The organism is Cognatundibacterium curvum, assembly GCF_014284235.1.
In the GTDB taxonomy this organism is placed as follows: Bacteria; Pseudomonadota; Gammaproteobacteria; order Burkholderiales; family Burkholderiaceae_D; genus Undibacterium; species Undibacterium curvum.
This window is the reverse complement of record NZ_JACOGD010000010.1, coordinates 1-25,740: the sequence shown is the minus strand read 5'-3', so window position 1 is coordinate 25,740 and position 25,740 is coordinate 1. Positions and strand designations below refer to the sequence as shown.

The 25,740-nt window shown below is 51.9% G+C and carries 19 protein-coding genes and 2 tRNA genes; 7 read left to right on the top strand and 14 right to left on the bottom strand.

Annotation, left to right across the window (positions count from 1 at the left end):
- Window positions 1–10: 10 nt before the first annotated feature.
- Window positions 11–1,633 (top strand): Dyp-type peroxidase, encoded by a 1,623-nt coding sequence (locus H8K43_RS16800; RefSeq protein ID WP_186904923.1) that lies wholly within the window; start codon window positions 11–13, stop codon window positions 1,631–1,633.
- Here the strand turns inward: H8K43_RS16800 and H8K43_RS16795 are convergent.
- Window positions 1,617–2,708: a catalase family protein gene (locus tag H8K43_RS16795; RefSeq protein ID WP_186904922.1), complete on the bottom strand. Its 1,092-nt coding sequence runs from the start codon at window positions 2,706–2,708 to the stop codon at window positions 1,617–1,619. The genes H8K43_RS16800 and H8K43_RS16795 overlap by 17 nt on opposite strands.
- Window positions 2,709–3,208: 500 nt before the next feature.
- Here H8K43_RS16795 and H8K43_RS16790 point away from each other — a divergent pair, with 500 nt between their 5' ends.
- On the top strand, window positions 3,209–5,110 hold the full coding sequence (locus tag H8K43_RS16790) for a glycoside hydrolase family 13 protein (protein ID WP_186904921.1): 1,902 nt from the start codon (window positions 3,209–3,211) through the stop codon (window positions 5,108–5,110).
- Here the strand turns inward: H8K43_RS16790 and H8K43_RS16785 are convergent.
- From H8K43_RS16785 to H8K43_RS16775, 3 genes are read right to left on the bottom strand one after another with little or no spacing between them, the layout of a single operon-like run.
- Entirely contained in the window at window positions 5,107–5,406 is a 300-nt protein-coding gene (locus H8K43_RS16785) for a helix-hairpin-helix domain-containing protein (protein ID WP_186904920.1), read from the bottom strand. The two genes, H8K43_RS16790 and H8K43_RS16785, sit on opposite strands and share 4 nt — an antisense overlap.
- Complete coding sequence (locus tag H8K43_RS16780; RefSeq protein WP_186904919.1) at window positions 5,393–5,992, bottom strand: GNAT family N-acetyltransferase; 600 nt, start codon at window positions 5,990–5,992, stop codon at window positions 5,393–5,395. The genes H8K43_RS16785 and H8K43_RS16780 overlap by 14 nt, the downstream gene beginning before the upstream one ends.
- Before the next feature lie 18 nt (window positions 5,993–6,010).
- Entirely contained in the window at window positions 6,011–6,520 is a 510-nt protein-coding gene (locus tag H8K43_RS16775) for a hypothetical protein (protein WP_186904918.1), read from the bottom strand.
- A 643-nt stretch (window positions 6,521–7,163) separates the two neighbouring features.
- On the opposite strand from H8K43_RS16775, the gene H8K43_RS19215 reads away from it, so the two are divergent.
- The 3 genes from H8K43_RS19215 (at window position 7,164) to H8K43_RS16760 (ending at window position 13,672) form a co-directional block, all read left to right on the top strand.
- Window positions 7,164–8,306 (top strand): methyl-accepting chemotaxis protein, encoded by a 1,143-nt coding sequence (locus H8K43_RS19215; RefSeq protein WP_186904917.1) that lies wholly within the window; start codon window positions 7,164–7,166, stop codon window positions 8,304–8,306.
- Between the two features lie 69 nt (window positions 8,307–8,375).
- Window positions 8,376–13,187 carry a response regulator gene (locus H8K43_RS16765; protein ID WP_186904916.1) on the top strand — a complete coding sequence of 1,604 codons (4,812 nt, stop codon included), beginning with the start codon at window positions 8,376–8,378 and terminating at the stop codon, window positions 13,185–13,187.
- A 68-nt stretch (window positions 13,188–13,255) separates the two neighbouring features.
- The gene (locus tag H8K43_RS16760; protein WP_186904915.1) at window positions 13,256–13,672 is read left to right on the top strand and encodes a response regulator; all 417 of its coding nucleotides are present in this window, start codon (window positions 13,256–13,258) and stop codon (window positions 13,670–13,672) included.
- 93 nt (window positions 13,673–13,765) lie between these two features.
- On the opposite strand, the gene H8K43_RS16755 is transcribed toward H8K43_RS16760, so the two are convergent.
- The 4 genes from H8K43_RS16755 to H8K43_RS16740 form a co-directional block, all read right to left on the bottom strand.
- Window positions 13,766–16,156 (bottom strand): TonB-dependent receptor plug domain-containing protein, encoded by a 2,391-nt coding sequence (locus H8K43_RS16755; protein WP_186904914.1) that lies wholly within the window; start codon window positions 16,154–16,156, stop codon window positions 13,766–13,768.
- Between the two features lie 246 nt (window positions 16,157–16,402).
- A complete protein-coding gene (locus H8K43_RS16750; protein ID WP_186904913.1) occupies window positions 16,403–17,200 on the bottom strand; it encodes a helical backbone metal receptor in 798 nt (265 codons plus the stop codon).
- Window positions 17,197–17,991 (bottom strand): SDR family oxidoreductase, encoded by a 795-nt coding sequence (locus tag H8K43_RS16745; protein ID WP_186904912.1) that lies wholly within the window; start codon window positions 17,989–17,991, stop codon window positions 17,197–17,199. The genes H8K43_RS16750 and H8K43_RS16745 overlap by 4 nt, the downstream gene beginning before the upstream one ends.
- A 107-nt stretch (window positions 17,992–18,098) precedes the next feature.
- Complete coding sequence (locus H8K43_RS16740; protein ID WP_186904911.1) at window positions 18,099–18,977, bottom strand: AraC family transcriptional regulator; 879 nt, start codon at window positions 18,975–18,977, stop codon at window positions 18,099–18,101.
- Between the two features lie 139 nt (window positions 18,978–19,116).
- Between H8K43_RS16740 and H8K43_RS16735 the strand changes: the two genes are divergently transcribed.
- Window positions 19,117–19,659, top strand: a complete 543-nt coding sequence (locus tag H8K43_RS16735) for a carboxymuconolactone decarboxylase family protein (RefSeq protein ID WP_186904910.1) — start codon at window positions 19,117–19,119, stop codon at window positions 19,657–19,659.
- A 135-nt stretch (window positions 19,660–19,794) separates the two neighbouring features.
- Here the strand turns inward: H8K43_RS16735 and H8K43_RS16730 are convergent, their stop codons facing one another.
- The 4 genes from H8K43_RS16730 to H8K43_RS16715 all read right to left on the bottom strand — a co-directional run bounded on the left by H8K43_RS16730 (window position 19,795) and on the right by H8K43_RS16715 (window position 23,716).
- Window positions 19,795–20,544: a thiol:disulfide interchange protein DsbA/DsbL gene (locus H8K43_RS16730; RefSeq protein WP_186904909.1), complete on the bottom strand. Its 750-nt coding sequence runs from the start codon at window positions 20,542–20,544 to the stop codon at window positions 19,795–19,797.
- A gap of 80 nt (window positions 20,545–20,624) precedes the next feature.
- Entirely contained in the window at window positions 20,625–21,266 is a 642-nt protein-coding gene (locus H8K43_RS16725; protein WP_186904908.1) for an SPOR domain-containing protein, read from the bottom strand.
- A gap of 97 nt (window positions 21,267–21,363) precedes the next feature.
- Window positions 21,364–23,076 carry an arginine--tRNA ligase gene (gene argS, locus H8K43_RS16720; RefSeq protein ID WP_186904907.1) on the bottom strand — a complete coding sequence of 571 codons (1,713 nt, stop codon included), beginning with the start codon at window positions 23,074–23,076 and terminating at the stop codon, window positions 21,364–21,366.
- 91 nt (window positions 23,077–23,167) lie between these two features.
- Window positions 23,168–23,716, bottom strand: coding sequence for a DUF6622 family protein (locus H8K43_RS16715; RefSeq protein WP_408058558.1), 549 nt, complete (start codon window positions 23,714–23,716; stop codon window positions 23,168–23,170).
- Between the two features lie 155 nt (window positions 23,717–23,871).
- Here H8K43_RS16715 and H8K43_RS16710 point away from each other — a divergent pair, with 155 nt between their 5' ends.
- On the top strand, window positions 23,872–24,771 hold the full coding sequence (locus H8K43_RS16710; RefSeq protein ID WP_186904905.1) for a recombination-associated protein RdgC: 900 nt from the start codon (window positions 23,872–23,874) through the stop codon (window positions 24,769–24,771).
- A 499-nt stretch (window positions 24,772–25,270) separates the two neighbouring features.
- Here H8K43_RS16710 and H8K43_RS16705 read toward each other — a convergent pair.
- Window positions 25,271–25,347: transfer RNA gene (locus H8K43_RS16705), tRNA-Asp, on the bottom strand.
- A gap of 38 nt (window positions 25,348–25,385) precedes the next feature.
- A tRNA-Val gene (locus H8K43_RS16700) sits at window positions 25,386–25,461 on the bottom strand.
- Window positions 25,462–25,740: the final 279 nt, after the last annotated feature.

The window sequence follows — 25,740 nt, the reverse complement described above, 5'->3', positions numbered from 1 at the left end:
GAACAAGACCATGACTCAAGAACTGGATTTATCCGATATCCAAGGCCATATCCTGCGCGCTTACGCACGTTTTGGTTATCCCAAAGGCCGCTATGTGTTCCTGAATATCCGCCACAGCGCCCGCGCACGTCAATTCGTAGGACGCATCACTCAGCGCGTAACTACCGCCGTCAACTGGGGCAGCGGGCCAAATGCGGTACAGCCACCGGATTGTGCGGTGAATATCGCCTTCACTTATCAGGGTCTGAAAGAACTGGAATTGCCACGCGCTTCGCTGGTCGATTTTTCGCCGGAATTTATCGAGGGCATGAAGCACAGGCGCGATATTCTCGGCGACGATGGGCCGAGTTCACCCGAACGCTGGGATCCGATCTGGCGCAACAACCGAGTCACGCGCGAGAAGGATGTACACATCACGGTCTTGCTGAATGCACGCGCACCAGCGCCAGCCACCGCCGATGTCGCAGGTATGGCGCAAGCCATGCAAAGCTGTACTGAATTTCTGGAACAAGGCTATCAGTGGCTGCTGGACGAAGTGCGGCACAGTGAAGGCGGGGTGGTAATACTCGGCGGTAATCGCGGTGACAATGGCGAGCTGCTCGATTATCAGGAAGTGAACGTGGTGATGGAAAACGGCATGCCAACCGCCAAAGAGCATTTCGGCTATACCGATGGCATCGGTGATCCAGTGTTTGAAGGTGTGCCTTACGATGCGGACCGCGTACGTGGCCGCGGCAAACAAATGGCAGACGGCAGCTGGGCACCGCTGGCGACCGGTGAATTCCTGCTTGGTCATGTGGATGAAGCGCATGAATATCCGCCCGCACCCTTGCCTATCCTGCTGGTACGCAACGGCACCTATATGGTGTATCGCAAGCTGCATGAAAACGTGGCGAGCTTCGAACACTATCTGCAACAGGAAGGAAAAAAATATCCAGGCGGCCCAGAACTGCTGGCAGCGAAATTTGTCGGACGCTGGCGCGATAACGGTGCGCCGCTGGTGTCAGCGCCGGATGCAGCAGCCAAACAGGCCTTCGATGCGCGCTTTGCGACAGCCACACCGGAACAGCAGGACAGGATGTTGAGCGACTTTACCTATGATGCTGATATGAGCGGCGGCAAATGCCCGTTCAGTTCGCATCTGCGCCGTATCAATCCGCGTGCCTCGCTGGAAATGGGACGTGATCCCGGCGATCCGCCCGGCTCACTAAAACGTATGACAGGTGCGTTTGATACGCCAGGCGCGCTGGTCAACCGGCGCCGTATCCTGCGTCGCGGACTGCCTTACGGTGCCGTACACGACCGCCAGCGCGATGACGGCAATCACGGCATCATCATCATGATGCTGAATGCCGACATTAACCGTCAGTTTGAATTCGTGCAGCAGCAGTGGATTAATTACGGCAATGATTTTAAGGCGGCCAACGATAAGGAAATCATCCTCGGCAACCATAGCAGCGATCCGCGTTTCGCGAGCAAGGCCGTGCTGCAGGTTGATCCGGCCAGCGAGGATGCGCCTTATATTCTGGCGCGTATTCCGCGCTTCGTGGAAACCCGTGGCGGTGAGTATTTTTTCATCCCCAGCATGACTGCACTGAGGATGATCGCACGCGGTGTTATTGATCCGACGTAAAGTTAGTCGTATTGCCCCATAAAAAACGACTGGCCTGGGTCTGCTGATCGAGCGGGTCCACGCCGGGAATATTCCAGCTGTCCGGCTCTTTGCGCGGGGTATGATTATGCTCGTGCCGGAATGCTGAAATCGCGTCATACACGATTTTACGCGCGCGGTTGATGCCGCCCAGCGGGCGATGCTCAGGCAAGGCATGCCAGGGTGTGAATGACAGCTCTTCGCCAAAATCACGCTGCGGCTCAGAATCAAAATTCTGACGCGGTATGCGGATGGTGGCGATCTTGATAAATGGCGACAGGGTCTCCGGCCATAATTTACCCGGATCTTCGATCGGCATTTTTTCCGCGTCGGTCTGTATCTGTATCATGAAGTCAAACACCGCATCTTCTTTTGACAATTGCTTGACCATGGCGCGGCGCAGAAAATCGTCTTTGGGATGATCCGGCAAATGGTCGATCGACTTGGTACTCGGCACGACGGCATACTTAACCGCTTTGTCGCCGTACAGGTAAGGCGTGGTGCTGAAATAAGAAATATGCAGAGGATTGGCAAACTTCAGCATGGAATGCCACAGGTTATACGAGACCCGCCAGTGGGTCAGGAAATACCAGATGGTGGACAACACACCGCTAGTCATAGACTTGATCAGACCCGCGAATTCTTTGACATTAGCCGTCACAAATACATCGGTGCTGATGAGGATGAAATCATGGGTTTCTGCATCCTGTTCCGCTTCCAGCAATTTTTTACCCGGTACACCCATCAGTTTGATGGCCATGCCACGAATGTCGCTCTTGATATCCGGCTGTATCGTGCCATTCTGATTGGAAAAGCGTATCCAGGATTTATACCTGCGAGGCTCCTGAAAGACGCCGACGCGTAAATCTGCAGGCAAATCTGGTTCGACAATGAAATACGCCCTGACCAGTCCATGCATCTTAGGATGCGCATCCCTGCGCATCACACCTTGCGGATATTCGCGCTGAATTTTTGCCTTCAGACGTTTGCGTAAATCATTGATGTAATGCGCTTCATCCGGTGGAATTTGTTCAGTTGCGAGAGGTGGCGGCGCCATAGCTATCCTTTCTTGTTTCCGGGCATATCAACATGCATGCTGCATAGAATTTCGGGTTCTGCCAGCCTGAATTCAGAAGTAACAAAATAACGGAAGAGACTGATGGCTGGGCGGATGTCTGATCTGTGATGAGGACCTGGCAGTTGTTACAGCGCGCTGTCGGCTGAGACAATTTCGCTAAGTCCTACAGATACTACACAGTTTCAAATTCACTAGCAATTTTTGCACCATCATTTGATGCGCCGCATAGACAAAATCCGGTTTTACTTGTTGCACTGCCAGTGCAACAAAGAAACATACAGCTTGAGGCAAGTTAAAAATTAGTTTTATTACTTATATTTAGCCTCTCCCCTGCAAGCAGGCCTGCACTGACAACTGAAAGTCAAATATACAAATCATGCCGGTATCATCAAAGAATTCAGTTACTCTTACACCCAAAAAATGCTATATCTTTGAGTACATACAAGAATAATGTACTAAAACTACACTAAGGAGACTTCATGTTTACCTTTAGCAAGCTATGCCTGCGCCTGGCTACAATTTTTTGTTGCAGTGCGCTGTTGACTGCCTTATCCAGTGTATTGCCAGTAAAGGCAACAGGTTTAGCTGCACCAGACCGGATAGAACCGCCCTTCTGGTGGACCGGCATGCAAAACCGCCAGTTGCAGCTGATGGTGCATGGTGACCAGATCGGACTGACGCGACCGCAAATCAGCGGCACAGGTCTGCGCGTGCGTAAAGTACAGGCTATGCCGAATCCGAATTACCTGGTCATCGATCTGGAACTCAATCGCTCTATGCGGGCAGGCAAGCGGCATATTCGCTTTGTTGATGCTAACGGGCAGATCAAGGCCGAGGCAGATTATGAATTCAAAGCCAGGGAACCCGGCTCCGCCCGGCGCCATGGTTTTGGCCCTCAGGATGTGATCCTGAATCTGATGCCGGACCGCTTCGCGAACGGCAATCCGGCCAATGATGTGCTGCCCGGTTTTACTGACAAACTGGATCGCAGCGACGACAGCGCAGGCCGCCATGGCGGTGATCTGGCTGGCATACAACAGCATCTGGCCTATATCGCCGACATGGGCTACACCATGATCTGGCCGACGCCGGTGGTGGAAAATAATCAGCCGCAGTATTCCTATCATGGCTATGCGGCGACCGATTTTTACCGCATCGATGCGCGGCTAGGCAGCAATGCAGAGTACCGGGAACTGGTACAACAGGCGCGCCGCCACGGCATAGGCGTAATCCAGGATGTGGTGCTGAATCACATTGGTGATCAGCATTGGTGGATACGCGATCTGCCAGCACCGGACTGGATCACTTACCAGGGCAAATTCGTACCGACCGCACATGCGCGTACCACAGTCAGCGACCCCTATGCCGCCAATGTGGATAAACAGAATTTTAGTCAGGGCTGGTTCAGTGCACATATGCCGGATCTGAACAATGCCCATCCTGTGCTGGCGCAATATCAAATCCAGAACAGTATCTGGTGGATAGAGTACGCCGGTCTGTCCGGCATACGCACCGACACTTATAGCTATTCCGATCCTGGCTTTCTGGCGCAATGGTCGCGCCGCATTTTGGAGGAATATCCGCAGTTCAGTATGGTCGGCGAAGAATGGAGCACCAATCCCAATGTGGTGGCGCGCTGGTTACGCGGCAAAGTGAATCCGGATGGCTATGTCTCTTCTATGCCCAGTATGATGGACTTCCCTTTGCAGGATGTGTTGATCAAGGCCTTGACCGCCAGCGAGTCCTGGAATGGTGGCTTCAACAGCCTGTATGAAGCTCTGGTCAATGACCAGTTTTATCCTGACCCGGCCCGACTGGTGCTGTTTGAAGGCAATCACGACCTGAGCCGCCTGTACACCGTGCTCAATGAAGACTGGGATCTGACCCGCATGGCGCTGGTGTATCTCGCAACTATGCCACGCACGCCGCAACTGTATTACGGAACTGAAATTTTAATGACCAGCGCCAAAGAAAGAAATGATGGCGCAGCACGGCGTGATTTTCCCGGTGGCTGGAGCGGCGACACCGTCAATGCCTTCACCGGCACAGGTCTGACAGACGCGCAAAAATATGCGCAAAGCTGGCTCAAAACCCTGCTTAACTGGCGCAAACATCAGCCCGTCATTCATCGCGGCAAACTGATGCATTTCGCCCCCGAAAACGGCATCTACAGTTATGTACGTACGCTGGGGCAGCAACAGGTGATGGTGTTCATGAATAAGAACAGCAGCGCCAGCCAGATCGCTCTCAACAGATATGCAGAAATCCTGCCAGCCGGTGCGTGGGGCCGCGAGCTGTTCAGCGGCCAGCAAGTCGAATTATCGCAGTCACTCAACATACCGGCGCGTGGTGTGCTGGTGCTCGAGGTAGGCCGGCCCTAAACAGATTTCAGTGCCGCCAGCATTTGCTTGCGCTGGCTGGTATAGGCCCACCAGGACTGCGCCTCTGCCCCATTCATGAAATCAACGACCGACAACAGCACATCCAGCACACAGGGATCCTGCTGTTGTCCGCTCAGCAGGCATAGCCGCTGATACAGGTCCAGTGCAGATGCACCAATCAGCTGTTGAGGATGCGTGATGCCGAGCAGACGTAAATCGGCCGCCCCGGCGGCAGCGATATTGGGTAAATCGGTCAGCGCATGCAGCGCTTCACGTCTGACCTTAGACGGATGCATGCTGGGCTGCTGACGTTTGCAGCGCCAGCCAGTCAGGCTGCAACAAACCAAACAGCGCGGAATCAGACACCTGGCCATCTACAATCCAGCGTTCGCGCAGCAAACCCTCCTGCACAAAACCGAGTCGCTTCAGGGACTGTTCTGACGCGCGGTTAGCCGGATCTATATCCGCTTCGACACGGTGTAACTGCAAATCCTCAAAGCCATAGGCCAGCAAAGCCTGCAAGGCCTCTTGCATATAACCCTGCCCCCAGTAAGGACGCGCCAGGCCATAGCCAATCTCAGCGCGGCGGCATTCCCACAGGAAACTGAACAAGCTACAGTTACCCAGCCAGACGCCATCCTGTTTGCGTACGATAGCCAGACAGAGATAATCGCCACGCGGTAAGGCATCCAGATCACGCTGGATACGACGCTCAGCCTGCTCGCGGTGCTGCCAGGCCGGTTCGCTCCAGTAGCGCACAAACTCGGCATCAGCACACATCGCAAACAAGGCATCGGTATCATCCATCTGCATAGGACGCAATTCCAGCCGCGCTGTGCTTAAACGTACCTGGGAAAAATCATACGAAGATACTGCCTGCATCACCGGCCCCAGTCTGTATTAAATAATCACACTACCCGTGCTGCCGGAGCCAGAACTGAAACCACCAGTCATATCCTGCAGCACTGACATCCAAAGCAAAATGCCAAGCGCAATCCAGATCACATTGGCGACACCAAAACGTGCGTTGCGCTGGCCTTCAGGATCACGCATCGCAAGATTCACGTTGCTTTGTACCTGAACCAGAAACATGGTGAACGGTATCAGCAAAGCCAGCGACAGTAAATCCGTCACAGGCACGCCGATTCCTTTGCCCGCCATGCGGTCGAAAATACGCATCAAAATCGTCAACAGCACGATCATATGTGCCTGAAAGCGATGATTCCAGCCTCTAAGCTGCTGCAACTGAGGCCGGCTGTCAGCTATTTCACGCAACAAGGCATGCGTAAAGAAAATACTGAAAATCGCGCGCGCCACTGGCCAGATATTGTCACCAGTGGACTCCCGGTAAGCACGCCAGTTTCGGTAGAACCAATAGGTCGCATATAAACCCATGGTAGCAAGAGTCATAATCGCAAATTTTTTGGTGGAAACAACAAAAAACTGCTTTTCTGGACTGATGGCATCTGGTACCTGACTGTCAACAGGCGACTGGGCGAAAGAAGAATGTTCTGTAAGCATAAGGAAGCAGGGAAAAAGTAAATAAATGGCCAGGGCTTGTTGGCAGGTTCTGGTTATCCACAATACGCGACGCACACGGCTTTTGTCCAAAACAGCAGTAAGCACGCCAAGTGCTAAGACTACCGGAAAACAAGCACGCATGATGGAATTGCGTTCGGGAGCCGCACGATATATGCCACAGCCTGATCCCAGGCTGGCAGGCAGTTTATTGAGTAAATTATTCGAAATAATCGAATAATACTGGAACTATTTGAATTAAAAAGTAGTGGCAATAAGTATAATCATAATCTCTTTTTTACAACTTGTTGATTTAGTGCATCCCCATTTATTGCTAATTTTGATAACAAAACGATTGCAATTCGTTGGAATATGTCCAAAATAGAACGATAGGAAAAAATCCTTAAAGAAATTTGTTTCTGGGATGCATGGAATTTCCTGGGAATCTCTTTCCCACACAGACTAAGCTCAGACTCTCACATCGCTCCGTTAAGTAAGTAGAAGTTCACGTCGTATTTCATTTGGGAAATGTAATATGTGGAATTTTTCGCTTCGCCAGCATAGTCAAGTCAGCATCGCCTATGCATTGCTCATCCTGTCCAGCCTGATTTTGCTTTGGCAATATTTCGCGTTGATGAGCAGCATTGCACTCGCCTGCATCTTGTTGAGCGCCAGCTATCTGTTTTTTCGTTCGGTACAGACCGGGCAACCCAACCTGGCCGATGAGGCAACACTACATCGTGTGACACCGTCAGTTCAGGAAGATGAAGAGCTCGCCAATTTATTACACCATGTGCTGCCACTATGGGAAAAGCATGTGCAATCAGTACGTGAACAAACTGAATCTGCCATTGGTAATCTGATTAACAGCTTCATGCATATGGTCAGCGAACTTGATGCAGCAGGCTTCGGCGGCGTCAGCAATATGTCACTGAACAAGAATAATGATGCGACTATCACTTTGCTACAGCTCTGCCGCAAAGAGCTGACACCTGTGATTGACTCTTTGGGAAAAATGATCGCCAGCAAAGATGAATTGCTCAATTGCATACGTGAACTGGCGAAATCGACCAAAGAACTCGATACCATGGCGCATGAAGTCGGCCAGATTGCCGCCCAGACCAATTTGTTGGCGATCAATGCCGCCATTGAAGCAGCGCGGGTGGGTGAACACGGACGTGGTTTTGCAGTGGTGGCCGGTGAAGTACGGAAGCTGTCCCATCTGTCTGCTGAAACGGGACGGCGCATGGGTGAGCGCGTGAAAAATGTTTCCGCCGTGATGCAAACTGCCCTGAACACCGCGGATCGTACTGCCAGCCAGGACAGCCAGATACTGGAAATTTCCGGACACGTCGTTAAGGATGTGTTGTCGCACGTTGAAAGCATGGGCGATACCGCCAAACAGCTGTTGATACATGGCGGTGCGATACGCGGCAATATCGAAGAATCCCTGGTCAGTCTGCAATTTCAGGACAGGATAGGACAAATGCTGGATGTGGTGCGCACAGACATACAGAAAATGCAGCAACAGGTGGCGCATGCCGGGCCTGGCGAATTGCCTGCGACCTCGGTTTGGCTGGAAGAGTTGCAGACGACTTACACCATGCAGGATGAATACCGGAATCATGGCAAGGATAATGCCAGTACAGAGAATGAGACCGAAATCACTTTCTTTTAAACGCACGATTTCCAATTGAAGCCCAGGCCAGTCCTCAGTGCCTGAAACGATTTTTGCAGTGGAGTACGTATGCTTGCACCCCAACAAAGATCAAAGGTCATGGTCGTCGAAGACGACGAACTGGTCTCATTGCAAATTCAGCTCAAACTGGAATTACTGGGCTTTGATGCAGTGGGAGCCACCACCACAGGTGAAGAAGCGATCACACTGGTCAAGTTGTTACAACCGGATATCGTGCTGATGGATATCATGCTGGCAGGGAAAATGGATGGCATTGAAGCCGCTCAGATTATCCATTCGCAGCAGCAAATTCCAGTCGTATTTTTATCCGGTGACACCGAAGATGCAACCCTGAGCAGGGTCAAACAATCTGAAGCATTCGGCTACATCATCAAACCCTTTACTGATCGCGAGTTACGGACTTCGCTGGAGTTGGGCGTCTACAAACACCAGGCCGAAGCCAGACTAAAGCAAAGTGAGCAAAGGCTGCGTGCGATTTTTGAAGCCGAACCAGAATGTGTCAAAGTCGTCAACGCAAACGGTGATTTGCTGGAAATGAATTCCGCCGGCCTGGCGATGCTGGAAGCAGAAAGTCTGGAAAGCGTCCGTCAACACACGCTGATCAGTTTTGTAGCACCGAAATATCGGGCAGCCTTTTATCAGCTGATGCAAACCGCGATTTCAGGTGGCAATGGTATTCTGCAATTTGAAATTACCGGCTTACGTGGCACCCACCGCTGGCTGGAAACCCATGCCGTTCCTATCCGCGACAATGTGCATGAAGACACCATGGTACTGGCCGTTACCCGTGATATCTCCGAACGCCGCCGCACAGAAGAAGCCTTGCGCCAAAGTGAACTCGATTTGCGTGAAGCCGAACAAACGGCGCATGTCGGTCACTGGGTATGGGAACCAGACAATAATAAGGTCACCTGGTCAGATGAAATGATGCGCATCTGGAGGCGCGATCTGTCCAGCTACAGAGGTGATATCCAGCGCATGATCAGGGAAACTGTGCATCCGGATGATCAGGAAAAAATCTCAGCGCGACAAACCGATACCTTTAAACAGCACAGCCTGGCACAACCGTTTGAATACCGCATCATTCTGCCGGATGGGGAAGTGCGCTATATCTGGGCGATGCCAGGTAACCGTTTAATCAATGCAAACGGCCGGGTAGTACGCCTGACCGGCATCGTACAGGACATCACTGAGCGTAAGCTGGCAGAGGCAAGCCAGCATGAAAGTGATGCGCAACTTGAGCAAACCTTTGTTGCGTCTCCGATAGGCATGGCGCTGATTGATCTGAATTTACGCTTTCTGAAAGTGAATCATGCCTTCTGCGACATGTTGGGCTGGAGCGAAGCAGACTTCATGCGAGAAGGCTTTGATCTGGTTGCGCCTATATCCGACAATGTGAGTGACCGCGCGCTGTTACAGGAAGTGATTAAGGGGGTGCGTCCCACCTTACAGCTGGAAAAACGTTATCTGCATCGCGAGCAGCATGACATCTGGACCCAGTTAAATGTGAGTGTGGTGCGGGATAAAGATGGCAAAGCCGCGCATTTCGTTTTCCAGATCCAGGACATTACGGAACGCAAAGTGGCAGAAGCCCAGCTGCACAAATTATCGCTGGCAGTAGAGCAAAGTCCGGAAACCATCATCATCACCAATGTGCAATATCAGATTGAATATGTGAATGAGGCTTTTGTAAAAACTTTCGGCTACAGCAGGGAAGAACTGATAGGGAAAACACCAGCGGTGATCGGCACCCGTAATCTGCGTCAGGAGCAACGGGAACATTTGTTTGCCACTCTACAGCAGGGACAAATCTGGAAAGGTGAATTTGTTAATCAGCGTAAAGACGGCAGCCTGATTATCCAATATGCGATCATCACCCCGCTGCGTCAGGAAGACGGCAGCATTACGCATTATGTCTCGGTGCAGGAAGATATTACCGACAAAAAAAGGCTGGGCGAAGAACTCGACAAACACCGACATCATCTGGAAGAGCTGGTGGTCAGCCGTACCGCAGAGCTGGCACAGGCAAGGCTGCAAGCCGAGGCTGCGAATGAAGCCAAGAGCAATTTTATTGCGAATATGAGCCATGAAATCCGTACCCCGATGAATGGGGTGCTGGGCATGACTTATCTGGCGATGGCTGCGACCTCCGATCCTAAGCAGCGCGACTACCTGAAAAAAATCCAGCTGTCCGGTCAGCACTTGCTGCACATCGTCAACGACATCCTCGATTTTTCTAAAATTGAAGCTGGTAAGCTGACGCTGGAATCGGTCGACTTCTGGCTCGATGAGATACTCAATAACCTCGCCAGCATGATGAGCAACAAGCTGATAGGCCGCAATATCGTGCTGAATTTCGATGTTGATCCTGCGCTTGCCAATCACATGCACGGTGATCCTTTACGGCTTAGCCAGATCCTCATTAACTACACCAATAACGCATTGAAATTCACCGAAAGCGGTGAAATTGTGGTCAGGGCGCGTAAAGTGAATGATGCAGCCGATGGCTGGCTGGTGCGTTTCGAAGTGCAGGATTCCGGCATAGGTATGAGTGAGGAACAGCAAAGTAAATTATTCCGTTCCTTTGAACAGGCAGACAGCTCCACCACGCGCAAATATGGCGGTACCGGCCTGGGCCTCGCGATCAGCAAGCAACTAGCCCGTCTGATGGGCGGTGATGTCGGTGTCAGCAGCGAAGTCGGCAAGGGCAGTACCTTCTGGTGTACCGTGCATTTATCTGCAGCGAAACAGGAAGTCGCACCACCTGAGCCGCTGGAAGAAAATATGAGTAATACCAAGCTGCGTTTGCTGGTCAATGAGCGCGAACGTATCACGGTGCTGGTAGTCGATGATAATCAGTTCAATCAGCAGATCGCATCAGAACTACTGGAAAGTGCAGATCTGACGGTATTGCTGGCCGGTGATGGCCAGCAAGCCCTGGATATCCTGGCCAGCAAGGCCGTGGATTGCATACTGATGGACATACAGATGCCGGTTATGGATGGACTGGAAGCGACCCGGAAAATACGGGCACAGGATAAATTTGCCACCCTGCCAGTCATCGCTATGACAGCTAATGCGATGAATGAAGACCGCCTGCAATGTCTGGGCGCCGGGATGAATGATTTCATTGCCAAGCCATTCATTCCGGAAGTTTTATTCACCACTATCCTGCGCTGGCTCAGTCATTTGCCACTGGACCAGCCTTTACCCCATCTGGAAGAGCAGGCAGCCAGCTTCCATTCCAGCCAGACTTCACGTATCGATCTGGGTGTACTGGAAAAACAGCTGGGCAATCATCCTGAGAAAATCGGTAAGTTTGCGCGCAAATTTATCGAGTCAGCTGATCATGGTCTGCAAGACCTGGAGCAGGCTTTCCAGAGCAAGGATATCCAGCTGATTGCGGCACTAGGACATAAGCTTAAATCCAGTGCGCGTACTGTCGGTGCGCATCAGTTTGCTGATGCCTGCCACAAGCTGGAAATGCTGCGGGCCCAACCGAATCTGGACGAGGCACAAACTCTGATACAGTGGCTGCATCATGAATTTATCGACATAGAAAAGGCAGTGCATCAGTATTTGGAAGAAGCAACAGGCGGCAAAGTGAAGCAAAATACCGGCGCGCAGCCCAACCACACAAACAATTTCTCCGATTTGCATGTACTGGTTCTGGAGGACGACCCCAGTCATCTCGATATTGCCTGCGCCTGTCTCCGTAAGCTGGGCGTGACCCGCATCATGTCTTGTCTGGACGGGCATCAGGCTTTGACCATGATACGCACGTATCAACCCGAAATTATTCTGTGCGACCTGCATCTGAATGGCATGGATGGCATCAGCTTCCTGCGACTGGTTGCGGAACAATCCTATACCGGGTCCATCGTACTGATCAGCAGTGTCGATCATAACTTACTGAAAGCGGCAGAAAGCCTGGTACGCGCTTATGGCTTGCGCTTACTCGCTGCGTTGAAAAAACCCTTGCTACCAGACTTGCTGGAGCTGGCACTGGTACAACAAAAACAAAGCCTGCCACGCCAGGTGACCTACAAAACAGAAGCGGTATTGACGCTGGACGAGCTGCAACAAGGTCTTGCCGAAAACTGCGTAGAAGTCTTTTTCCAACCTAAAGTATCAGTACATGACAAGCGGGTGGTAGGTGCGGAATGTCTGGCACGCTGGCGTCATCATGAACGTGGCATCATCGGCCCGGCCAGCTTTGTGCCGGTACTGGAAGCACATGGCATGATCGATGTGCTCACCCATGAAGTCTTAAAAAAAGCAGCGCATCAGTTAGGGCTGTGGCTGCAACAGGGACATGATTTCAAGGTCTCGGTCAATGTCTCTATGGATGACCTGGATCAGCTTGATCTGCCGGAAGAATTTGAACGTATCGTGCTGGCCGCCGGTGTCCCTCCTGATCACATCACGCTGGAATTGACTGAGAGCCGGCTGATGGAAAATCTGACCCTGAGTCTGGAGATACTGACACGTCTGCGTTTAAAAGGATTTGGTTTGTCGATTGATGATTTCGGTACCGGATTCTCAACCATGGAAAATCTCAAGCAGTTACCCGTGACTGAACTCAAGGTGGATCGTGCTTTTGTGAATGGGGCGACCAAAGATGAGGGAGCACGTGCCATCCTGGGTTCGAGTATTCAGTTAGGAAAAATATTCCGCCTGAATCTGGTCGCGGAAGGCGTGGAAAAACAGCAGGACTGGGACTTAATCGCCAATTCTGGCTGCGATGAAGTGCAAGGATATTTCATCGCGAAACCGATGGCGAGTAAAGATTTTATCGAGTGGAAAATCAATTGGGATGAAAAACTGCAGGCAAATAAATCGATCAATTCCACCTCATAAGCGGGTCACAGCGGCGGCTGACTGACCCTTCAGCCTTAGTACATCAATTGGAAATACAGGAGTTCACAATGACGCAACACGGGGAACAAAGTTACGCACATCTGAGTGTTATGGTAATCGATGACGATGACTTTCAGCTCGAATTTATTTCTGACTTACTCAATGATTTAGGGATCAACAAAGTCCAGACTGCGCTGGGTGGTGAAAACGCCATACTGACGCTGGAACATGGACGTTTTTTGCCAGACCTGATTTTATGCGACATCCAGATGCCAGATATCGATGGCTTTGAAATGATGAAATTACTGGGTGACCGCCATTTTCATGGTGGCGTCATCCTGATGTCGGGCCAGGGTGCCAAGGTGCTGTACTCGGCTTCACTGGTAGCTCAGCTGGCAAGGTTGCGGTTTTTGGGAACGATAGAAAAACCGCTGCAGAAAGAAGCTTTACTGGGTGCGATGGATAAGCTCAGTCCGGTCACCTGAGCACTTCTCACTTTGCGCGTGTGCGCGCAATGGCGGGGAACTGCATAAAAAAAGGGGCGATACGCCCCTTTTTCTTTAAGCTTATTCTGTGAATCAGAATTTTTTCCAGAGTTTGACAAAGTAAGCTGCACCACCTAAACCAAACTGTACGCTGTCGTAGTAAAACCCATTATCAGTTTCATTTGGATTTTGACGGGTCGGTTTGACATTGAAAATATTAGTGCCACCCACGGTCAGCTTGGTGGTGTCATTGAATGCATACGTGAGTGCCACATCCGCCGAGGTCTTAGGTTCGTAATAGGCATTCGGTACGCCATTTTCTGTCCCTGAGAAAGTACCCAAAGTCTGCGAACCATAACGAATGACTTTGAATTCACTGGACCATGGACCCTGCTCATAGTTGAAGCTGAGTGTGGCTTTCATACGTGGCCCACCCTGCTCGATAAACAGGCGTTCACGCTCAGACAACAAGACATTTTCAAAGCCCTTGAGTGAAGGCGGTGCCGACACTTTAGTCACTTCGGTTTTACTGAAATTCGCGCCAAAATACGTCGTCAGTTTGCCAGCACCCAAATCCGTTTTATGGGATGCCGTCAAATCCAGACCCTGAGTTCTGGTATTGATGGAGTTCACAAAGAATTGAGCCTGTCCCACACCCAGTGCGGATAAGGTCGCACCCAGTGCCGGGTAATTATTGGCATCAAAACGTCCGGACAAGACGATGCGGTCAGAGATATCGATACGGTAAAAATCCGCCGTCATACTCAGTTGCTGGCTAGGTTTAAATGTCAGGCCCAGCGTGTAATTCTTGGACTTTTCTTCTTTCAGCTTAGGAATACCCGCTGCATTGGCAACCGGACCACCGTTCGGTGCCAGCACCACATCCATAGGCACACCGCTGATGAAGTCAGTAAAGGTCGAAGAGAAAAAGACTTGCTGCAAAGACGGTGCACGGAAGCCTGTGCTCAGCGAGCCGCGCAGATACATCGCATCCATCGCCTTGTAGCTCAGCGCCAGCTTGCCGGTCAGGGTGGAGCCGAAGTCGCTGTAGCGCTCACCGCGCAATGCAGTTTGCACTTTGAAGCGGTTAGTGACATCGGTTTCGATATCAGCATAGGCGGCCACGCTGTTACGGTTGCGGTCAGTACGATCGCCAGGCTGGAATCCGGGGAAACCCTGACTACCGCCATTACCGCCAATACCCACGCCGTCCACATCGTTATAAGAACCAGCTTCACCGGCAAAAATCTTGTAATTCTCACGACGGTATTCGGCACCGAAAGCGACGTTCACACCTTCCATAAAGCCGTCAAAGAAACGGCTGAAATCCAGATTGGTCGTGGCCTGGGAGAATGAAAAACCACCGGCATCAAACTGGCTCGGGCTGATACCCTTGCCGCCATTGAGCAAATCTTTATTCGCGATCGAGGCATTGAGCGTATTGCTGATGTTATAGCGCAGCTGGTTCTTGCCATAAGTCTGCGACAGATCGGCACTCCATTCACCGATGCGCCAGCGATAACCTGCTATGCCATAAGTGTCGTCAATATCGCCATTGATATAAGGAACAAAGCCGTTCGGGTACATGGCAGCGGAATTACGGGACGGAATATCATCACTGCCGATACCACCACGCGCCCAGGCGGCAGACGATGCCTTACGTTGTTGGGCACCCAGGGTGAAATAGAATTTATCAGAGCCACCATTCGGCACTTCACCGTTCAGATACACGGTAGGGCCGGTCATTTTCGTATCGCCGATAGTACGTGGATTGCCAGGATCAGCACGGTTAGAACGACCACGGTCGGTGTACTCAGCGGTAATCCCCAACACGCCTTTTTCACCTATACGTACGCCGCAATAGGCGGAAGGCAAATAGTTTTTGCCATCGCCGGCAGAATACTGGCTGTAGCCGAAACTGGCTTCGCAGCCCAGCGTTTTCTTCAAACTGATATCGAGCACACCGGCAATCGCGTCTGAGCCATACTGAGCCGCAGCACCATCGCGTAAGACCTGAATATTACTGATCGCCATTACCGGAATCGCATTCAAATCGGTACCGGTGTTACCACGATTACGCGCACCAAACAGGTTCACCAGCGAAACCGTATGACGACGTTTGCCATTGACCAGCACCAGCGTCTGATCTGAACCCAGTCCACGCAAGGCCGCAGAATCGACCAGATCCGCACCATCGGCACCGGTCTGACGGGTAGAGTTAAACGAAGGTGAGATATTAGCCAGCGTCTGGGCCAGATCGAATTGCCCACCCTGCTCGGCAGATTTTGTGACGGAGATAAAATCAACTGGTACCGGTGTCTCGGTAGCGGAGGAATTGATTTTGCGTGAACCGACTATGGTTAAAGTCTGTATCGGCGCTTCGGCCGATTTTGCGGGTGTTGCAGTTTGCGCCAGGGCCGTGAATGGGACTACTGCAGCCATACCGCCAACACCATACAGCGCCAGCAGAATTGCTTTACACATAGGTTTCATAACCGGAATTCCTTGAAAAAAAGCGTGAATCGGGACAGGAAACCACCAACTGCAGTCTGCTGTTCTTCACATTTTTTGCGCAGAATTCGTTGTCACTGACCTCTATTTGCGGCAGTTTCCAGGATTTTTCAGTATCCGGTTGCAACTCAAGCAGTGTCAATCAATGCGTTGTAAATTTACGTCTTTTATGCGGAAAACACGTATATTTACCGTATTTTGACGTATTTTTTTTCATTTTTAACGACAAAAAGATGTTAAATATTTCAATCCAGAAATACTGCGACTACCGTACCAGGAAAACATTTCGCCATCGACCAATTCAACCGGGAGGCCAGTCTGGCGTTCCAGCGCATCTGCATGCTGCTGAGTAAAACGATAGGGCTCACTCGACAACAGGATCAGATCAATTTCAGCGCACAAGTTTGAAGACCATTTGAAACCTGGATAGCGCTGATCGCTGTCAGCAATCTCCACTTGCTGCCAACCGATCTGGCGACACATATCGGCAATATAGGTCTGGGCCGACACCGTCATCCACGGATCTTGCCAGATGCAATACAGCACGCGCTGTGGTCTGCTGCATGATGCACAGGCAGCCAGCGCTTGCCGCGCCGCCTCGAACTGTGCACACAGGGCTTCGGCTTGCGCACTATGCCCAAACAAGCCGCCAGCCAGCCGGAATAAAGCTGGATTATCGTCCACCGTCAACGGATGCGTGACCACCACATGCGGCACGAAAGTCGCGAGTTCGTCCACCACTGGTTTCGTGTTTTCGTCGATATTGACGAACAGGTGGGTAGGCGCGAGTGTACGGATTTTGGCGATATTCACATCCTTGGTACCACCAACTTTAGGAATCGCGGCAACCTGGTCAGCCGGATGTATACAAAATCCGGTACGGCCTGTCAGTGCCTGCTGCAAACCCAGGTCTATCAGCAATTCCGTCAGTGAGGGAACCAGACTCACGATGCGTGCCTGTTCCGGATGATACACAGGATGCTGCTGCCCGATAGCGTCGGTAAAGAACTGACTCATGTGCTGGGCTCCTGCGGCGCGGGCTGCCTTGGCTTTTGCGGTGTGCGCGAAAAAATAAAGTCATACAGCGGATTTGGCAGCAACCGCAGCAGCTTCGCAACTATCCCCATCTGCCATGGAATCACGCGATAGGAACGGCCAGCAGCGATGGTCTTGACGGCCTGCGCGGCAAAGCGTTCAGCGGGCATCAGGAAGGGCATGGGGAAAGTATTCACCTGCGTCATCGGTGTGTCGATATAGCCGGGCGCGATAGTCACCACGCGTATGCCATCACGTGCCAGCTCTACCCGCAACGATTCACAATAACTGATCACGGCAGCCTTTGAGGCACTGTAGGCTTCGGCACCGGGTAAGCCACGAATGCCAGCCACACTGCCTATGCCAACCAGACGACAAGCTTGCTGTCCCGCGATACGCTGCATATGGGGAATAAACGCACTGAAGGTCGCCACGGTCGCCATCAGGTTGGTCTGTACGATACGCTCAAACACGGCATAGTCTTCCTGATGCGCGCTCAGTGTGCCCATCGATACACCTGCATTCGCAATCACCACCTGCACCGCTCCGGCCTCCGCGATGAAGTCCTGTGCGGCCAGCCGTAAGGCGGCATGATCGGTCACATCCAGCGCATAAACACAATGACGCTCAGGATGTGGCAACGACTGCCTTAACTGTTCCAGCTGAGCCTGGCGGCGCGCGACCAGCGCCACCCGCGCGCCTTGCTGCGCATAGCGACGCGCCATCGCCGCACCGAGACCGGACGAGGCACCGGTAATAAACACATTCATCATCTGGATTCCAATCTGCGAACAAAGCTGAGGCTGGAATATACGTCAGCTTTTAGCTTGCTGACCAGTCCAGACACAGAAAAATCATACACGGTGCAATGCACCACACCTCATCCCTGCGCAGGTGTAATCGCTGCCAGCCAGGCCCGTGGCGACAAGCCTGTCTGCTGCGTAAACACCCGGCTCAGTGCCGATGCGTTGGTGTAGCCGAGTGCGGGTGCGATGACTTTTACCGCCTGTCCTTGTAGTAACTGTTTTTTGGCAACCGCGATACGCCATTCAGTCAGATAGGCGGCCGGTGCCACCCCCATTACTTTTTTAAAGCGACTCGCAAACGCACTGCGTGACATGGCTGCTTTATGGGCTAACTGCTCCAGCGTCCAGGCTAATTGCGGACTGTCATGCATCGCGGTGATTGCCTGTGACAGTTGCGGATCAGCCAGGCCGGAAATCAATCCGGCAGAAATACCCTGTTCTGAGGCCTGATCCAGCAAGCTGCGCAATAGCTGCAGCAATACCACAACAAACAAACGGTCAGCAATCAGACGCTGCCCGCAGCGCACCTGATCGACTTCCTGAAACAACACATCGAGCACGGCTTTGAGACCAGGCACAGCCGCCAGTGGCAATACGATCAGCGGTGGCAAAGCCCTGACCAACGGATGCGAGGCACCACCTGCAAAGTACACCGAGGCGCAGGTGAAATCCGCACCATCCACCGGTGCATTGTGAAACTGATGCGCCAGGGCCTGCGGATAGAAAATTAAGCTGGGCTCACTGATGTCTAAGCTGCGCGATACCCCGGCGCCGGCATGATGCGTGAGCCGCATTTCCCCCTTGCGCAACACATGAAAAAATCCGCGTCCCGCTTGCGCATCAAACTGCGTCACACCACATAGCGCACCTGAAAAATACAGGTTCGCCGTGACTGGAAAATGTTCCAGTAAGGACGACAGACGGTCTAGTGCCGGTAAAGTTTGTTTCGCCATATCTGGATGATTAGATACTTATCTGAGACGTAAAGATACCAATCATACACATCAAACGCGCACACTGTGAACTGTGCTGAATGCACTGCTTCATTGAACTCACTGATTTTCTTTAACTTTAATTGCAAAGGAACATATCATGTCCCACGTCGCTTTGATTCAATCCGCCACCACCACTGCACAACGTCAGGCACTGCTGGCTCCGATACAACAAACCTTTGGCAGCACCCCCAATATGTTCCGTGCAGTCGCTAATTCACCGGCAGCGCTGAGCAGCATGTGGGCTGCGTTTGGTGCATTGGGTAAGGGAGTGCTCGGAGCTCAGCTGGGAGAGCAAATTGCGGTTGCCATCGCGCAGAGTAATGCCTGCGAATACTGCCTGGCAGCGCATACTCTACTAGGTAAAAATGCCGGTCTCAGTGAAGCTGAAATGGCAGCGGCACAAGCTGGGCAGTCAACAGATCCAAAAACCGCAGCAGCACTGACATTTGCCTTAAAAGTGGTGAAACAGCGCGCTCAGGTGAATGAGCAGGATTTTGTACAGTTACGCAGTGCAGGATTTGAAGACGAACATATCGTCGAAATTCTGGCTCATGTCGCGCTGAATATTTTCACTAACTACGTCAATATCGCACTCGATGTACCTCTGGATTTCCCGGCGGTTGCATTGAATCCGGTCTGACAGGCTGAGGTCAAACGGATAGCAGCCGACATCGCAAGCCTATCCGTTTGGCACAAGAAAAAACCCGCAACAGCAAGGCTGGTGCGGGCTTTCTTGTTGCATACGAAGACTGGCTGGCTTCTGAAAACGCTTAGCTTACTTCTTCTTAGCGGGTGTCTGTGCAGCGGCTGCCGGTGTTGCTGCAGGAGCGCTGCTAGCAGCCGGGCTGATACCTTTTTCTTTCTGTGCTTTCGCCAACAGGAAATCCAACACTTGCAACGCAGCGCGGTTTTGCATGTCTTCAGTCACACGACCCACACCGGACACTGCCTGCGATGGAGAAGTCACATAACGTCCGTCAATGGCGATCATCGGTACGCTGTCTACCTGATATGCTTCCTGAGTCTGATTCAAACGAGCGACCTTGCTTTGCATGCTGAAAGCAGAGTTATAAATTTCACTGAATTTTTGTTTATCCAGGCCGGATTTGGCCACAAAATTCATGACGTCCGCATCAGTCTGCAAGCGGTTACGGTCCACATGATAGGCATTAAAGGCCTTGATATGATGCGACTCCAGCTTGCCCATGGTATCCAGCGTCAGGAATAATTTCTGTTGCGTGACCAGGCTGTGGAAATTCACATGCACACGTTTGAACACAATCTGATCACTATGCTTTTTGACCCATTCGGCGATCAGCGGTTCGAGTGCATTACAGTGTGGGCAAAAATAACCAAAGAATTCGGTGATTTCGATTTTCTTACCTGCTTCGACTGGCTGAGCTTTGGTCAGTACCCGGTATTCCTTGCCCGCTTCGGGCGCTGCCGGAGTAGCCAGTGCCAGACCCGCTGCCATGCTCAGACTGGCAATCACGACACCACGAAACAGTTGTTGCAAAACTCGCATACGCTTCCTTTACTTAATCATTGAAATCCATCATCCGCCATGACAGGTTTTCTGACGCAGACCCGGCAATCAGGACGATCTTACTTGAGGGTTTTTACGATCGCGACATCGACGCCATTCTCTGACAACTTAGCGCGGTTACGGTTCATTGTTTCTGCATTTGGATACGGACCCACCCTGACCCGATACATGGTACCGGTATCAGAATTTTTCTCGCTGATTTTCGCTTCAAAGCCGATCAGGGCCAGCTTGGCACGCGCGCTTTCCGCATCATTCACTTCGCGGAAGGCACCCGTCTGCAAGTAATAAGTGTATTTATCCTCCACCGCCGGATCAATCTTGACCACTTCGGCCGGTTTCTCTGCAGGCTTGTCTGCAGTCGCTGGTTTTTCAGCGGCCGGTTTGACTTCTATCTTGCTGTCTGCCGGTTTGACAGCCACGGTATTCTGCTCCGCTGCCGCTTTCGGTGCGTCTTTCAGCACATCTTTATTGGCTTCTTTGACCGCGTCCTTATTGCCATACAGCGGCTTATTCGGATCTTGTAGCTGGGTCAGCGGCTGGTCCGGCTTGTCCTTACCACCCTTATTGGTAAATGGGGTGGATGACTTGGTAATCAGCAGCGCGACGGCCACGGCAATACCCAGACCGATCACCAGACCTATGATGATGCCTGTGAGCGTGTTACCGCGCTGACGGGCCAAAGTTGTGAAATGTGCTTTCATGCGTCTCCGGAAATTGATGTTGCCAGAAATGTTCATATGCTGTCACTGGCTGCCAGCCCGCGTCCTGTCTGGGCTGGCAGCCAGTTTTGCGTATTATTTACATCTTGTTGGGTGCGGATACACCGATCAGGCTCAGGCCATTGCGGATGACCTGACGGGTAGCCAGCATCAGCGCCAGACGTGCCAGCTTAGTCGCTTCGTCGTCAACCAGCACGCGCTCTGCGTTGTAATAGCTGTGCAGCTCACCGGCCAGATCACGCAGGTAGAAAGCGACCTGATGTGGGCCAAGTTCGTCTAAGGCTTTTTCCAGCATTTCCGGATATTCTGCCAGCTTAGCCAGCAGGCTGGCTTCGCGTGGCGCAGTCAGCGGCGACAGATCGACGTGTGCCAGCGGCGCGAACGCTGCTTCATCAGTCGCATATTGCGCCAGTACCGAGCAGATACGTGCATGGGCATACTGCACGTAGTAAACCGGATTTTCGTCAGACTGAGCCAGTGCCACGTCTACGTCAAACACAAATTCTGTATCTGCCTTACGTGAGATCAGGAAGAAACGCACCGCATCACGGCCACGCACTTCGTCACCGTTACCCGACCATTCGATCAGATCGCGTACAGTCACGTAGGAACCCGCGCGCTTGGAAATTTTAACTTCGGCACCGTCCTTCATGACCGTCACCATTTTATGCAGCACATAATCCGGGAAGCCCTGAGGAATACCGACGTTCAGTGCCTGCAAACCTGCGCGCACCCGTGCGATGGTGCCGTGGTGATCGCTGCCCTGAATATTGATGGCCTGGCGATAACCACGTTCCCACTTGGTGACGTGATAGGCAACGTCAGGCACAAAATAGGTGTAGGTGCCGTCCGATTTTTTCATCACACGGTCTTTGTCATCGCCGTATTCCGTGGTTTTCAGCCACAGCGCGCCATCCTGTTCATAGGTTTTGCCAGCAGCGATCAAGGCCTGCACTGCGGCTTCAACTTTACCGTCGCTGTACAAAGAAGATTCGAGATAATAGTTATCAAACTTCACGCCAAAAGCCTGCAAATCCGTATCCTGTTCACGGCGTAAATACGCCACCGCAAACTGACGGATAGAATCGATGTCATCTGCATCGCCGCTGGCGGTGGCTGGTACGCCATCGCTGGCTGCGACGGTTTTCTTGTCCAGGAAATCGCGTGCGATTTCGGCGATGTAATCACCGTTGTAAGCAGACTCTGGCCAGTTCGCATCGCCAGGCGCAAAGCCTTTGGCACGCGCCTGTACCGACAAGGCCAGATTACCGATCTGTACGCCGGCATCGTTGTAATAGAATTCGCGCGTCACGTCGAAACCCTGTACATGCAGCAATGCGGCCAGCGCATCACCCAGTGCGCCCTGACGTCCATGGCCTACATGCAGAGGTCCGGTCGGGTTAGCGGACACAAATTCCACCACCACTTTTTTACCGGCACCGCGTGTACTTTGACCAAATGCGGCTGACTGCTGCAACACGGTACGTACTACCGATTGCTTGGCTGCTGTCGCCAGACGAATATTGATGAAGCCAGGTCCGGCGATTTCGACTGCTGCAATCAGAGGATGTTGTTGTGCTTCGATGTTGGCAACGATCTGGGTGGCCAGCTCACGTGGATTTTTGCGCAAAGGCTTAGCGATCTGCATGGCGATATTACAAGCGGCATCACCGTGTGAAGGATCGCGTGGACGCTCCAGCAGGATGGCAGGTTGCAGATCACTGCCTTCCAGCACAGGAGCAACAGCGGTTTGCAAAAGATTCAGTAAGTCTTGTTTTTGTTGAGCTAACATGGCACAGGATATTCTTTGCTTATTGGCAATGAAATGGAATGAGAACAGCAAACATTATACTGTCTCCCCCGCGCCATGTCCGTTTGGAAATTCAGACGGATGCGGTTTGCAGCGCAGCGGCTGATGGTGCATTCTTCAGTAATTGGCGTACACGTAATAATTTACTCAAGAGAATGCCATTCACCAGCCCGAAAGCGATACTGCAAACCAGAATCGCGCCAGTGTCCGTACCTAATGCTGGCTGCATCGCAAAGGCTATACCCTGCACGTATTTACCCACAAAAATCAGCATCATCAAGGTCAGCGGCAGCCAGCTGCCACGTACCCAGATATGGCTGGCGGACTCAACCCGCAGGCTGTGTGCATTGGCCATACGCATGGCTATTTGGGCGCCCAGCCAGACTGCACCGGCCCAGCTCAGCAAAGCCAGTGCGTTCCAGCCGAATTGCTGCAACTGCCCCTGGATAGACAAGCAAGCCATCATCACAGGCAATATGGTCACACTGCGCAGGTTTTGCATACGGTCACGGCTTGCCAGGGTACCAAAATACAATAAAGTTGCCAGAATGACCCAGACCCAGACTGGTGTATGACTCAGAATTTGCTGCAGCATGATGATCTCCTTGTTGGTATTGGTGATGACTGATTGCGATGGAGTCAGTATGGCTGCGCTGCAAGCACAGTACGAGCAAAATGCGACGGAGTCACGGTTAGAGTCGCAAAGCGCAGTCCTGATGGCGTCAGTTGCCGCCGCCGCACGTGTAGAATGTCAGCTTTTCATTGTTTGGATCAGCTATGTGGTTTAAGAACTTACAGGTATTTCGTCTGAATGCGCCCTGGAACATCAGCGCCGACGAGCTCAACACGCAACTCGCCAGAATTTCTTTTTCGCAATGTGCGTCCAATGAAATGCAGAGCCAGGGCTGGGCCTCGCCACGTAATAATGAATTGCTGGTACACAGCGTCAATCAACAGTTCCTGATCTCGCTGGCGACAGAAAAGAAGCTGCTGCCTTCCAGTGTGATTAATCAGGTGACCAAGGCGCGTGCGCTGGAGCTTGAAGAGCAACAAGGCTTTGCACCAGGCCGTAAGGCCATGAAGGATTTGAAAGAGCGTGTGACTGATGAGCTGTTGCCGCGTGCCTTCGGCGTCAAGCGTTTAACCCACGTCTGGATCGATACCGTCAACCGCTGGCTGGTGATCGATGCATCGAGCCCGGCCCGTGCCGATGAAGTCATCAAGCTGCTGCTGAAATGCTGCGATAAGATTCCGCTGGAAAGCCTGCGTGTCAAAACCAGTCCACAAGCCGCGATGACAGGCTGGCTGGCCGGTAACGAGGCGCCTAAAGGCTTTACCATCGATCAGGACACTGAACTCAAGAGTGCGAATGAAGATAAATCCACCGTGCGCTATGTACGTCACACACTGGAACCGGATGATATACAAAAGCATATCGCTGCCGGCAAACTCTGTACCAAGCTTGCGCTGACCTGGAATGACCGCGTCAGTTTCGTGCTAACCGATACTCTGACCATCAAGCGCATCAAACCATTGGATGTACTGGATGATGACAAGGATAAGGGCATGAATGAAGAAGAACGATTTGATGCTGATTTCGCGCTCATGACAGGTGAACTGGCGACATTAATCGATGATCTGGTATTTGCGCTGGATGGTGAAGCACAAAGCAGTTAAAACACGGCTCTCAGCGGTGCAGTCATCGTTGGCTGCGCCGCATTGATACTCAGTTCCCCCCTATCCTCCAATCGCTTACAACTCAGGCCGTACACGCTGCATGAGCGCCTGGTGTACGACAGCATCCCCTCCTCTTCACCTCATTTAAACGTGCTGACAGCAAGCTGAACCCTGCGCTATTCGTGTCTGCGTCTATCCCTCTGTTTTCAGTGCATTGTGCCTGTTTAGGCTATGCTTTGCGGTGTTCGTGCAGTGATCGCTATCGCAGCGTCGGGCGCAACTGAATGCTGATGCGATACGCATCCATAGCTTTGTTTGCTGTCACTGGCTGTAACGATGGCTAGCGTGGACAGCGCTTTACACCTGGCAGTGTGCTACACAAAGAATAGCTGATGCGGATATTGTGACTGCGAAGATTGAGATTGATATGCTGTATTTAACGCAGCAAATACTGAAGCAGAAAAGCAAAAAGCCAAGCTTTACGCTTGGCTTTTTAACTTGGCGGAGCGGACGGGGCTCGAACCCGCGACCCCCGGCGTGACAGGCCGGTATTCTAACCAACTGAACTACCGCTCCTAAACCCTAAAACTGGCTCTGTTTTCTTCGTTTATCTGTGGTGGGTGCTGAGAGGCTCGAACTCCCGACCTACGCCTTGTAAGGGCGCCGCTCTACCAACTGAGCTAAGCACCCATATTTGCTTAGTCAGATAAACTATTTAACGTTTGTCACCAACGTCAACAGAAGCAAAATTATACATCATATTTTCACTTCTTGTCTAGTCTTTTACTGCATTTTTTCGCTTAACACCGCGTAATTTGCTGCAAAAACCTAGGCTTTCACTTAAAGCAAAACCCCCCGTTACTACTGTAACGAGGGGTTTTTAAAGGGAGCCTGACGATAACCTACTTTCACACTGGTTGCAGCACTATCATTGGCGCAGAGTCGTTTCACGGTCCTGTTCGGGATGGG

Coding starts and splice junctions, on each gene's coding strand:
- H8K43_RS16800 (WP_186904923.1), top strand. CDS start 11: ATGACTCAAGAACTGGATTTATCCGATATCCAAGGCCATATCCTGCGC.
- H8K43_RS16795 (WP_186904922.1), bottom strand. CDS start 2,708: ATGGCGCCGCCACCTCTCGCAACTGAACAAATTCCACCGGATGAAGCG.
- H8K43_RS16790 (WP_186904921.1), top strand. CDS start 3,209: ATGTTTACCTTTAGCAAGCTATGCCTGCGCCTGGCTACAATTTTTTGT.
- H8K43_RS16785 (WP_186904920.1), bottom strand. CDS start 5,406: ATGCATCCGTCTAAGGTCAGACGTGAAGCGCTGCATGCGCTGACCGAT.
- H8K43_RS16780 (WP_186904919.1), bottom strand. CDS start 5,992: ATGCAGGCAGTATCTTCGTATGATTTTTCCCAGGTACGTTTAAGCACA.
- H8K43_RS16775 (WP_186904918.1), bottom strand. CDS start 6,520: ATGACTCTTGCTACCATGGGTTTATATGCGACCTATTGGTTCTACCGA.
- H8K43_RS19215 (WP_186904917.1), top strand. CDS start 7,164: ATGTGGAATTTTTCGCTTCGCCAGCATAGTCAAGTCAGCATCGCCTAT.
- H8K43_RS16765 (WP_186904916.1), top strand. CDS start 8,376: ATGCTTGCACCCCAACAAAGATCAAAGGTCATGGTCGTCGAAGACGAC.
- H8K43_RS16760 (WP_186904915.1), top strand. CDS start 13,256: ATGACGCAACACGGGGAACAAAGTTACGCACATCTGAGTGTTATGGTA.
- H8K43_RS16755 (WP_186904914.1), bottom strand. CDS start 16,156: ATGTGTAAAGCAATTCTGCTGGCGCTGTATGGTGTTGGCGGTATGGCT.
- H8K43_RS16750 (WP_186904913.1), bottom strand. CDS start 17,200: ATGAGTCAGTTCTTTACCGACGCTATCGGGCAGCAGCATCCTGTGTAT.
- H8K43_RS16745 (WP_186904912.1), bottom strand. CDS start 17,991: ATGATGAATGTGTTTATTACCGGTGCCTCGTCCGGTCTCGGTGCGGCG.
- H8K43_RS16740 (WP_186904911.1), bottom strand. CDS start 18,977: ATGGCGAAACAAACTTTACCGGCACTAGACCGTCTGTCGTCCTTACTG.
- H8K43_RS16735 (WP_186904910.1), top strand. CDS start 19,117: ATGTCCCACGTCGCTTTGATTCAATCCGCCACCACCACTGCACAACGT.
- H8K43_RS16730 (WP_186904909.1), bottom strand. CDS start 20,544: ATGCGAGTTTTGCAACAACTGTTTCGTGGTGTCGTGATTGCCAGTCTG.
- H8K43_RS16725 (WP_186904908.1), bottom strand. CDS start 21,266: ATGAAAGCACATTTCACAACTTTGGCCCGTCAGCGCGGTAACACGCTC.
- argS (WP_186904907.1), bottom strand. CDS start 23,076: ATGTTAGCTCAACAAAAACAAGACTTACTGAATCTTTTGCAAACCGCT.
- H8K43_RS16710 (WP_186904905.1), top strand. CDS start 23,872: ATGTGGTTTAAGAACTTACAGGTATTTCGTCTGAATGCGCCCTGGAAC.